Annotated in this window: 8 protein-coding genes and 1 other RNA gene; 6 read left to right on the top strand and 3 right to left on the bottom strand. The window is 32.6% G+C overall.

The genetic code is table 11. The features are described from left to right. The 3 genes from HM985_RS11020 to HM985_RS11010 all read left to right on the top strand — a co-directional run. A partial coding sequence (locus HM985_RS11020) for a single-stranded DNA-binding protein (protein ID WP_179376301.1) occupies nt 1-303 on the top strand: 303 nt, incomplete at its 5' end. Nucleotides 304-381: 78 nt separating this feature from the next. Then, entirely contained in the window at nt 382-762 is a 381-nt protein-coding gene (locus tag HM985_RS11015) for a DUF6876 family protein (RefSeq protein ID WP_179376300.1), read from the top strand. Between the two features lie 363 nt (nt 763-1,125). Further along, nucleotides 1,126-1,563, top strand: a complete 438-nt coding sequence (locus tag HM985_RS11010) for a BfmA/BtgA family mobilization protein (protein WP_179376299.1) — start codon at nt 1,126-1,128, stop codon at nt 1,561-1,563. A gap of 446 nt (nt 1,564-2,009) precedes the next feature. Here the strand turns inward: HM985_RS11010 and HM985_RS11005 are convergent, their stop codons facing one another. Then, the gene (locus tag HM985_RS11005; RefSeq protein ID WP_179376298.1) at nt 2,010-3,251 is read right to left on the bottom strand and encodes a site-specific integrase; all 1,242 of its coding nucleotides are present in this window, start codon (nt 3,249-3,251) and stop codon (nt 2,010-2,012) included. Nucleotides 3,252-3,508: 257 nt separating this feature from the next. Next, nucleotides 3,509-3,902: a transfer-messenger RNA gene (gene ssrA / locus HM985_RS11000) on the bottom strand. A 544-nt stretch (nt 3,903-4,446) separates the two neighbouring features. On the opposite strand from ssrA, the gene HM985_RS10995 reads away from it, so the two are divergent. From HM985_RS10995 to HM985_RS10985, 3 genes are all read left to right on the top strand, one after another. Continuing rightward, nucleotides 4,447-5,331 carry a tetratricopeptide repeat protein gene (locus HM985_RS10995; RefSeq protein ID WP_179376297.1) on the top strand — a complete coding sequence of 295 codons (885 nt, stop codon included), beginning with the start codon at nt 4,447-4,449 and terminating at the stop codon, nt 5,329-5,331. Nucleotides 5,332-5,338: 7 nt separating this feature from the next. Next, nucleotides 5,339-9,307 carry a choice-of-anchor D domain-containing protein gene (locus tag HM985_RS10990; protein ID WP_179376296.1) on the top strand — a complete coding sequence of 1,323 codons (3,969 nt, stop codon included), beginning with the start codon at nt 5,339-5,341 and terminating at the stop codon, nt 9,305-9,307. Nucleotides 9,308-9,436: 129 nt separating this feature from the next. Then, complete coding sequence (locus HM985_RS10985) at nt 9,437-11,326, top strand: cytochrome-c peroxidase (RefSeq protein WP_179376295.1); 1,890 nt, start codon at nt 9,437-9,439, stop codon at nt 11,324-11,326. A 28-nt stretch (nt 11,327-11,354) separates the two neighbouring features. Here the strand turns inward: HM985_RS10985 and HM985_RS10980 are convergent, their stop codons facing one another. Further along, entirely contained in the window at nt 11,355-11,969 is a 615-nt protein-coding gene (locus HM985_RS10980) for an RNA polymerase sigma factor (RefSeq protein ID WP_179376294.1), read from the bottom strand. Between the last annotated feature and the right edge of the window lie 25 nt (nt 11,970-11,994).

Below are 11,994 nucleotides of genomic sequence, written 5' to 3'. Positions count from 1 at the left end.
CCAGAAATTACAAACCTTGAAAACGGTAAGAAAGTTGCAAAATTTTCAATCGCCACCAATGAATCTTACAAAGATTCCAAGGGAGAAAAAGTGACAGACACCCAATGGCACACTATTTTAGCATGGGGAAAGATTGCCGAAATCGTAGAGAAATATGTAGGCAAAGGAAAAGAGGTAGCACTAGAGGGGAAATTAACCTCACGCTCTTATGAAACCGCAGTCAGAGAAAAGAGGTACGTTACCGAAGTGGTCGTAGATGAAATCTTACTTTTAGGAATTAAAGGCGATAACGCTACGGAATAATTGAAAATTAAAAGAGAGCGTTCCTGTGGAAAGATGCGCTCTCTTTTTCATTATTAATCTTACTAAATAGTAATTACAATGAAGACACAAGTTAACAAAATAAAAGCCGATTTACAACATTTTTGCGGTACCGAAATGGTCTTTAAAATTCCATTAATTGGAACGCGTTTAACTGACGGATTAAAATATTTGGCTAATGAAGCGGAATGTTTTTGGCTGATAAAAGATGCATCCGTAATTGCAAAAAGTTTATCGCATAGAAGTGAATTTATTACCATTAATTTTAAACGACTTCCTGAAAAAGAACAGTTTGAAAAGCAATGCGAAGCCATCATAAATTATAGTGATGGAAATGGTACTATTTTTGAAACGCATCGCTATAGTGTAACTGATTTTCCTTTGGATGAACTGCGCTTATTTTTCGTAGATAATACACTGGTGCTTCCGAGCGAATATTAACAATTGCATGAGCTCAAAAGGCGGTCTGAAAAGGCAGTCTTTTTTGTTCCGATATTTTATATTCTGCAACAAAAAGAGCGGTTTGCTAAAGATACTTTTAAACTTCAAGAATAACAGTCTTAAAAGATCGTATTACAATTAGCAATCGTTAAAAAGCCATTACATTATGGATTTAATGGTATTTTTTTTGTCCAGCGCGCTGGACGAAAAGGAATAGCAAGAGGGTAACACGCTACGCGATGTTACTGTTTTTCAAATTATTGATTATTAGTGTTTTATATGTAGTTAAAAACTGGTTTAGAAATCATTTTTAGCGTAAAAATGCTCGCAGCCCAGTGAAATCAATAAAAATTTAGCGTAAAAATGGATAAAGGCTATGAAAAAGAACGATTTGAAAGTTTAAGCATCAAAAGTTCTGTAGTGAAGAAATTTAGAGATTATTCTAAATCAATTTCAAAATCGAACTCAATGACTTTGCTTTTGATGGTTGAGTTTTTTGAGCGTAATGAACTTTATCCAGGAGATGATTTGAAACCAGGCTTAATGGAAACTGAAAATCGGATTAAGAAAAGAATCAATGCGCTCATTGCCATTATAAAAGATATAGAAAAGAACCAATCTAAACCGACATTGGCAATGTTGCAATCTCTTTTTGAAGGATCTGAGCCAAAGCAAAAATTAATTCTTGCGAAAAGTTTTGAGGAGTTAGAGAAAGAAAGATTGAATAAAGAATTTAAATTGCGATTTAAAGAAAAAAGTGAATCTAATTTTAAAAATGATAGCGAGGATTTAAATAATTGAAAGCAGATATCAAATTAAATCAATTAGCATCAAATGCTATGAACACCTAAAAACACTTTAAATATGTTAATTTTAAGGGCTTTAAAATCATTTTTTCAAGCCTCGGCAATGTAGTTGTCCAGAATGATGAGATAATTGGTTAAATCATTTGTAAATTATCTTATTTTTGATTCTGAGTTGTAATTATAAACCAGATAAATAATTTAGAGTTTTTTGAAATAAAAAAAAATAATTTTAAATTATTGTTAGCTTAGTTTATAAATGTTTTCTTTTGTTTGTTAATGTTTATATATACATACCAATGCTTGTTCATTGCTTGTCCACTACTTGTTCAGTACTTGTACCGATTTTGATCATGTTCCAATCATATCGCAAAATTAATCATTTGATAGCAAAACTAATTAGGGTTAAAAGCACTATAAATTTCAGCTTTAAAATTGAATGTATTATTGGTTTTCTTTTCGGTCTTTTCTCTGGGTTTTCAGTTTCTCTTCAAGTATATTCATATCGTCACTCACTTTTCGATCGACTATTTTCGCATAATGTTGAGTCGTTCTTAACGATTTATGTCCAAGCATTTTACTAACGGTTTCTATTGGCACACCGTTCGTTAATGTTACAGTAGTAGCAAACGTATGTCGTGCCAAATGTGTGGTTAGTGGTTTTGTGATACCGCAGAGCATCGCTATTTCTTTTAAATAGGCATTAGATTTCTGGTTACTAAATACAGGAATTAAACGTTCACTTTTTAGCACTTGTGGGTCGTAGGCATACCGATTTAAGATCTCTTTCGCTATGGGTAACAACGGAATACTACTTCGTGTATTTGTTTTGGTTCGTTTGATATTTATCCACTGCTTGCCATCAATGCCAATAGTAATATCTGATTTTGAAAGTTTCTCAACATCAGAATAGGCGAGACCTGTGTAGCAGGAAAATACAAACATGTCTCTAACGACTTTCAGCCTATCAAAATGTAATTCTTTAGTGTAAAGTGTTTCTATTTCTTCAGTAGTTAGATATTCACGTTCTACAGCTTCAAATTGGACTTTGTAATTATAAAATGGATCGCGATCCATCCATTGATTGGCTAAAGCAATGCGAATGATTTTTTTGAAATTATTAATATATTTCAATGCCGAATTATGATTGCACTTTCTAGTCGTTTTTAAAAAGAACTCAAATTTGGTAATGAATCGATAATCTATATCTTTTAGTTTGTAATCTTCCAGTTTGTATTCCTCTTCAATAAATTGTTTTACATGATCGTAACACGTCCAATAGCGTTTTGCAGTACTGACAGAGATATTTTTCCCTGCTAATAAATCGGTTCTTTCATTATGTTCTTTGAATACTTCAAGAATAAATCTAATTTTCTTTCCACCACCTTTTAAAAGATTCATCATAGACCTAGCAGATATCAAATTATTCTCGTCCATGCATCTTTGATGAATTTTATATAGCTTATGTTTTAGATTATCAATGTGGTTATTAATTTCGATAGCCTCACGATTTGTACCCATAACTTTTTGGGATTTAGTACTCCAAAATTTTGGATCAATCTTCCTGCTAATACTATATTCAATGCGTTTATTGTCAACTGTTAATCGTAAATAAATGGGTGCTAATCCTCTACTATTTATCTTTGAATTGACAAGATGAAAATGGATAGAAAAGTCTGTTCTCATAATTATACAAATTTTAGGTCTCGCTAAAGTCCTAAAAGGTAGTAAATTAGAACTTAAAAACCTAATTCTTTTTTTTGTAAATAACTGAAAATGAGTAAATTATTGTGCATAGCGAGACCTATTTTAAAAATCGAAAAGGGGTCACCGAATTGGTCTCGATTGAGATGGTTTTAAATGATATCATTTAATATCAAATAAAATAAAAAACCCTGTAAATCAAATTATTACAGGGTTTTTGATGGGTTTTGATACCCAGTAAGTGGAGTCGGAGAGAATCGAACTCTCGTCCAAACAAGTAACCAAAAGGCTTTCTACACGTTTATTCTTTTCTTAGATTTTCGACTTGAAGCTGGTTAAAGACAACCCACTTTTAGCTTAGCTTCTTAATCTCGAAAAGGTATCGAAGCACTACCTAATCTAAGTCAATTTTTACGATGCCTAATAAAGAACGCCATTAACTAAGGCTTTCTCGAGACATTTAGCACTCCTACCTAGTAGGACGAGGCTTAATCTTACTATAATTCAGATTATGCAGCTAAAGCGTAGTTATTCTCGCCGTTTAAAATTTGGTCTAGCCTTTTACGTGTCTCAATGCCATTACACGACGTGCTTACCATTCGCTTAATCTCGCTGTCAAAACCAGTCGACCCCAATTTAATAGAATAGTATTTGCCAAGAAACAGATAATAAAGTTTCGAGGGCTGCAAATTTACTAAAAATACTAACGCAAAAGCTATATCAAATCCATTTTATAAACTTCTTAACTAATATTGTCAGCTTATAACATTCCAAATAGGCACTCTTTTTTGCATTTTTCTACATTTTCACCTAATATTTGTGTTGTATTGCCTACGTTCTATATAAAGTTTTTAGACTTAAAATTCAGTGAATTTTCATTTACTTTTTTGTTTGTTTTTACGCTTCAAGTCAGAGGCTTATAATCTTCTTTTTTTGATTTCAAAAATGACTCCTTAACAATTAGAATACATTATTAACAATGCCTTGGTGATCATTTAAAGTAATCTTAATAAGGTCTGTTAAGTTATTGTTTTTTAGGTTTTTGACAAAATACAAGAAACGAAAAAACGCACTTTAACGATGTTTTTTGCTTTTCAGTGGGGTCTCAATTTAATGCAGGAAGACGATGTTTTGTTAGAATTTCTACATTTGTTTCGAACTAAAAATAAGTGTTCTCGTGAAAAGAAAATTACATACTTTACTCTTAAATAATAGTATTTTTTTAAGTACAGTTTTATTCAAAATTATACTATCTATTGTTGTATTTATAAGCTTGTCTACAAAAGCATCTGCTCACGGAGATTTAACAAAACAAATAGCAATAAAGACACACCAAATTTCAGAAAGTCCAAACAATTTTAAACTGTATTACGAAAGAGGGTTATTATATCAACAGCATGTTGAATATCCAAAAGCAATGGAAGATTATTTAAAATCTAAGTCTTTAGGAAATACTGATAATGCATTACAATACCGAATTTCTGAACTTAATTATCTATCTGAAGATTATCCAATAGCTTTACAAAACATAACTTCTTATTTAGATATTACACCTACGGATGTAAAAGCTAAAAAGCTTGAAGCACAAATATTGTTTCATTTAAAATCTTACCAGAAATCCTTAAGTGCCTATAAATATGTTATGGAGCATATGGTTGATTTAAGACCAGAGGATATTTTAGAATATACAGACATAATTCTAGCCGAAAATAATGAAAATTATAAAGTAGCCTTAGAGGTTATAGAGTTAGGTTTAAAGAAGCTAGGTTCAAATACGCTAGCACTTCAACTTAAAAAACTAGACTATCTCAAGGCAGATCATCAAATAGAGGAAGCTTTAAAACAATACGATTATTTCATTTTAGAATACAAGAGGAAAGAGTTTTGGTACTATAAAAAAGCCAATTATTTAGCCCAATTAGATAGATCTAACGAAGCGAATATTGCTCTAAAACAAGCAAAGATTGCTATAGATCAATTGGATAACAAGTTTAAAAAAATGAAATCGATTACAGAATTAGAAGTCAAAATACAAGATTTAGAAAACACAATTAACAACTAAACAAATTATGATTAAGAAAAGTACTTTTATGTTAATGATGCTGCTGGTTACGGCGTATTCATTTTCTCAAACCGTATCGGTAGATATTCCCATTAATGGGAGTGCGGGTTCTGCTGAAGAAAATTTTAGTGGTAGTGGTGAAGTCTACACTGGTAGTTCGGATTTAGAATTATACCACGACGGAACGGATGAACAAGTCGTTGGTCTTTATTTTCAAAACATAGAACTTCCTCAAAATGCAGTTATTACTAATGCATACATTCAATTTCAAGTAGATGAAAATGGCGCAGGAGATGTTACTGTAAATGTAACAGGAGATGATACAGATAATGCATCAAGTTTTGTTGGTAATGCTGCTTATGGTGTTTCTTCAAGACCCTCTACAACAGCAAACGTAGATTGGGCTATTGCGAGTTGGGATGGACAAATTGGTCAGGCATCAACAGATCAAAGAACACCAGATATCAGTGCTATACTTTCAGAGATTACCTCAAGAAGTGGTTGGGCAGAAGGAAATAGTATGGTTTTTAAATTTACAGGAGTTTCCAGATCAGATGGTGCTTGGAGAGAAGCTGAAAATAATTCAGGAGGCACACCTTCATTACATATTGAATACACAGTTGAGCCTTCAGACGTTGTTATTTCTACAGTAAATATTACAGCTAATGAAGATGATGGTACGGCTGAAGAAGCGTTTAGCGGTAGTGGTTTTGTAAGTACTATTAGTTCCGATTTAGAATTATATTATGATGGAACTACAGAACAAGTTGTAGGGGTCCGTTTTGAAAATATTAATCTTCCACAAAATGCTGTGGTAACCAATGCTTATGTTCAGTTCGAAGTGGATGAAAACGGAAATGGAGATGTCACTGTAAATGTTACAGGAGATAATAGTGACGATGCTTCTGTGCTTGGATCTAATGGTAATTTTGGCCTTTCAACCAGAACAGCAACAACGGCAAATGTAGATTGGGCTATTGCGAGTTGGGTAGGGCAAATAGGTCAGGCTTCAACAGCGCAGAGAACACCAGATATTAGTGCTATTCTTTCTGAAATTACAGCAAGAAGTGGTTGGGAATCAGGGAATAGTATGGCATTTATGTTTACAGGAATTTCGAGATCTGATGGAGCTTACAGAGAAGCTTCTAGTGCATCAGTTTTGTTACATATTGAATATGAAACACCACCAGTTGAAATCGATATTACAGGAAACTCTATTTCTATTGAAAATGGAGATACAACACCAGATCTTTCAGATTTTACACAATTTGAAAACACAGGAATTAATGAAACATTAACCAGAACGTTTTCTATTACAAATTTAGGGGAGCAAGATCTAAACTTAACAGGTTCACCATTAGTTTCTATAACTGGTGATGCTGAGTTTACTATTCTTACACAACCAAGTTCTTCTATTGTAAGTGCTGGCGGAAGTTTAGATTTTGTAGTGCAATATGCACCAACTGCAGCAGTAACTAACACGGCAATGATTTCAGTTGCTAGTGATGATGCCGATGAAAATCCTTATACGTTTAGTTTACAAGCTACTGGTGAAACTGCTGTTATCGATTTAGATGTTTTAGGAAACGGAACATTAATTTCTAATGGAGATACGACACCAGATGTTTTAGATCATACAGATTTTGGTCCTACTTTTATTTCTATAGGAACAACAAAAACTTATACAATAGCAAATACAGGAAATAGTGTAATTACAATAGCTTCTATAATTAGTGACAACCCAGAGTTTGTGATTACTAATTCAGAGTCGACTATTAATGGAGGAATGTCTTCAACTTTTAATATCACTTTTATACCTACAAGTTCAGTTTCATCTACAGCGACAATCACTATAGAGAGTAATGATACGGATGAAAATCCATTCACATTTAATGTGCAAGGTGAAGGAGAAGAGGCTTCTTTCCCTGCTACAATTATGGCTGGTGATGATTGGTTCTACTTAAATGATGGTAGCGATCAAGGTACAGCATGGAGAACCTTAACGTTTGATCAAAGCAATTGGGAAGAAGGAGCTACGGAAATTGGTTACGGAGATGGAGATGAAGTTACCGATTTAGGAGTGCCTGCTACACCAAGACCTGTTACAACCTATTTTAGAAAGTACATTGATATGGAAAATATAGGAATGTATAATAGTCTAGATTTAGAAGCCGTTAGAGATGATGGGATTGTGGTTTATGTTAATAATGTTGAGGTTTGGAGAAATAACATGCCAACGGAAGGTCCTATAGCATTCGATGATGAGGCAATCACAGGAATTAGTGGGTCTGATGAAGATTTTTGGAATACACAAAATGTAAATTCTTTCCCGTTAGTTGAAGGAGTTAATATTATAGCCGTAGAAATTCACCAGAGTAGTGTAAATAGTGGAGATATTAGTTTTAATTTTAAATTAACACCTAGCACATCTATTGCACCAACTATTGAAGTAGAAAGAGGCCCTTATTTACAAAGTGGAACACCTACAAGTGTGGTTGTAAAATGGAGAACAGCAGTAGAAACGCAATCTGCGGTTAAATACGGAACAGCTTTAGATATGTTAACTTCAGTAGTTTCTAATTCAGAATTAACTACGGAACATGAAGTGACTTTAACGGGGTTAGATCCTAACACTACATATTACTATAATATTGGTAATGAAGATGAAGTACTTGCACAAAGCGAAACTGGAGATATGTTCATTAAGACAGCACCAGTTGCAGGAACAGATCAATTTGTAAGAGCATGGATTTTAGGAGATCCTGGAACAGGAAGTATTAATCAAAGAAATGTTAGAGATGCTTATTACAATTACGTTTCTACAGTAGAAACAAATACAGGTCAAACGGATATGATGTTGTTTTTAGGAGATAATGCTTACAGTAATGGTACTGATGCACAGCACCAAAGTTATTTCTTTAATGTGTATGACGACATGTTGAAAAAGGCCGTAGCTTGGTCTTGTTTAGGAAACCATGATGGTTTTACTTCAGATTTAGAAACTCAGTCTGGTCCTTATTATGACATATTTACATTTCCAACAGCTGCTGAAGCTGGTGGAGTTGCATCAGGGACGGAAGCTTATTATTCTTTCGATTATGCAAACATTCACTTTATAGTATTAGACTCTCATCAATCAGGTAGAGAAGTAGGAGGTAGCCAATACCTTTGGGCTCAAAATGATATTCAGAATACAACACAAGATTGGATCGTCACTTTATTTCATCACCCAGCATATTCTAAAGGATCTCACGATTCGGATTGGGAAGATAGATTGATTGAAATGAGAGAAAATTTTATGCCAGTATTAGAAGCTAACGGTGTAGATTTAGTATTAAATGGGCATAGTCATTCTTATGAGCGTTCTTACTTTATCAATGGGCATCAAGGATTTGCAAACACTTTTAACATCGATAATATAACTAATGGAGGTCATACTGTTGGAGCAACAGGAGATGGAGATGGTAAAGTTGATGGCGATGGTGCATACCAAAAAACTAGCGATGCAACAGAAGGAGCTGTTTATATTACTGCAGGTTCATCAGGGCAAATATCAGGAGGAGATTTAGATCATGAAGCCATGTTTTTATCTTTAAATCAACTTGGATCTTGTGTGATGGAAATTGAAAGTGATGGTAATGGTGGACAAAACTTAACGGTTAAGTTTGTAAGAGATACTGGTGCTATTGATGATTATTTTACCATCAGTAAAACAGGAGTAACACTTAGTGTTGATGATAACGAAACAGTAGAGAAAACGATAAAAGTTTTCCCAGTACCAGCTAACGATTTACTTAATATTAAAGTAAACCTTAATGAGCATGTTACAAATGTTAAATTTTATAACAGCACAGGAAAGTTAGTTAAAGAAAGTGATAACGAAACGATCAATGTAAGTAATATGGCAACAGGAATGTATGTTATTGAAATTGCTACAGATAAGAATACGTATTACAAGTCTATAATTATTGAATAATTTACCTAACTAAATTATTTATTAAACCTCAACACAATGCTGTTAATAGCAGATTGTAGTTGGGGTTTTTAATTTATCTATAAGTTGATAAAATTTAAAGGATTTCTAAGTTGAAAATCTAAGTGTAAAATGAAAAAAATAATCTTTTTAATCATCTCTGTTTTAATTTGTTCTTTAGTATTGTCTGGGAAAGAAGGCACAGAGCCTTTTGAAACCAATGCCATTACAGAAAATATAGGAGTCTTATACGCTTCTAATTTTTATAAATTTCAAACAGAAGTCAATACCTTGGTGAAGTTGACTAGTAATTCTAATAGTTCGAGTGAATTAAAAGCAATTAAAACTCAAGTTGAAAAGACAAGATTAGTCTATAAAAAAATCGAATTTATTTTTGATTACTACCAAACCTTTTATAACGGCACTTATATAAACGGAGCACCTTTACCTAAAGTTAGTGAGTATTATGAAGAAGGAAAAATTATTGAACCTTCAGGATTACAAGCCTTAGATGAAGCTGTAAATGAAGAGGCTTCAATTGAAAATATAGATTACATAAAAAATTTAGCAAACGAACTTAAAGCACATGTAGATTATGCTTCTGAGATTCATTTGCCAATTCGTCTAAAATCAAGTCAGGTTATAGAATGTATGCGTTCTGGTATGGTTAGGATTTTTACATTAGGTGTTACAGGTTTTGATACACCAGGTTCTGTAAATGCTTTAAAAGAAAGTTATGTGAGTTTGCAAAGTATGGAAACTGCATTTTTATATTTTGAAGAAGACATACAACCCAAAGCTAAATCTAAGTTCAGATCTATAAAAAAACATTTTAAAAAAGGGAAAAAGATACTTAGTGATAATGTTAGCTTTAATGATTTTGATAGAATGACATTTCTAAAAGAAGTCATTAACCCTTTGTATGCAGAATTGTTAGAGTTTCAAAATTTAAATAAAATTACACTTGAACCTTATAAAAAACACGCTCAGAATTATAAAGCGGTTAACCTTTTTCAATCCGATTTTTTAGATACTAAGTTTTATTCAGAATTGGTGTATTTACCATTAGATAATCCTAAAACTATTCAGTTGGGTGCGTTGTTGTTTAAGGACACTAAGCTTTCTAATGGTAATATAATGTCTTGTGTTAGTTGTCACCATCCTAACAAAGGTTTTACAGATGGTTTACCAAAAAGTTTAGCCAATAAGAAAGGGTTTTATACATCTAGAAATTCACCTACCGTTATTAATTCAGGTTATGCGTCGCGTTATTTTTGGGATTTGCGATCTTATGATTTAGAACGACAAGTCGGTCATGTTATAGATAATGATCTAGAGTTTAACACCACTTTTAAAGACATTGTAAAGAAATTAAAAACAAATCCTAATTATTTAAAGTTATTTAAAGACGCTTACGGGGGTATTGATAAGCAAGATATTAATGAGCGTTCTATCAGTAATGCAATTGCTGCTTATGTAAATTCTTTAAAATCTTTTGATAGTCCATTCGATAAATATGTTAGAAACGAGAGTAATGATTATCCTAAAGATGCCTTACGTGGATTTAATTTATTTATGGGAAAAGCAGCTTGTGGTACCTGTCATTTTGCACCGATGTTTAACGGAACTGTTCCGCCTTTTTATTTAGAGACAGAGTCTGAAGTTTTAGGTGTTACACAAGGTTTCGATACTATTAACCCTAAATTAGATACCGATATGGGGCGCTATGCTAATGGGTTAGATATTGATAAACAACCTTATTTTAGAAACTCTTTTAAGACCGTTTCTGTTAGAAATATCGCTTTAACAGCACCATATATGCATAATGGTTCTTTTAATACTTTAGAAGAAGTGTTAGAGTTTTATAATCTAGGAGGTGGTGCAGGTATGGGCTTAGATGTAGAAAATCAGACTTTATCTGATGCGCCGTTAGATTTAACAACTCAAGAAATTAAAGATATTATAGCCTTTATGGAATCTCTTACGGATACTTCTAGTTTTAAAACGGATCTTGATTACTAACTATAAAGCAAAATGTAGATATAATAAATTAAAGGGTGTTAGATTTATTTAAAAGTTTGTCAAAACTCCTACCAAAAAGCAAGAATATAATATTGTTGGTATTCTCCTTTGTGTTTTTACGGATAATCGAAAATGCTTTTGTTATTTGAGCTTCTACTGTTTTAATTGAAACGTTTTGGTATTCCGCAATTTCAATATTAGTTAATCCTTCTTGTTTACTTAATAAAAAAGTCTGCTTGCATTTTGGAGGCAGATTTTCTATTTCTGTTTTTACTAAATCAATTAATTTTTCAAAACGAGGTTTATTATCTTCTTCTAAAATAGTATCTAGAGCATCAATATATTTTTTCTCAAGAACCATTGTAGATTTCATTTTACGATATTGATCTATAAATTCATTATAGGTTAATTTATAGAGAAACCGTTGTATAACAAATTCACTTTTAAGCTTATGGCGTTGTTGCCATGTGCGGATGAATACATTTTGAACTATATCTTGAGCCAAATCATGATCATGCGACAAACTAAAAGCATAGACACATAATTTTTGGTTGTACTGCTTCACTAAAAAAGTGTAGGCATTTGTGTTTCCGCTTTTTAGCGCCTTAATTAACTTTGTGTTATCTCTTGAAAAATCTAGCATTATGTAAAATTTCTGCGGTAAATTA

The sequence above is a fragment of the Winogradskyella wichelsiae genome (genome assembly GCF_013403925.1).
In the GTDB taxonomy this organism is placed as follows: domain Bacteria; phylum Bacteroidota; class Bacteroidia; order Flavobacteriales; family Flavobacteriaceae; genus Winogradskyella; species Winogradskyella wichelsiae.
The sequence above is the reverse complement of the archived record's forward strand: the minus strand, read 5'-3'. Positions and strand labels throughout refer to the sequence as shown.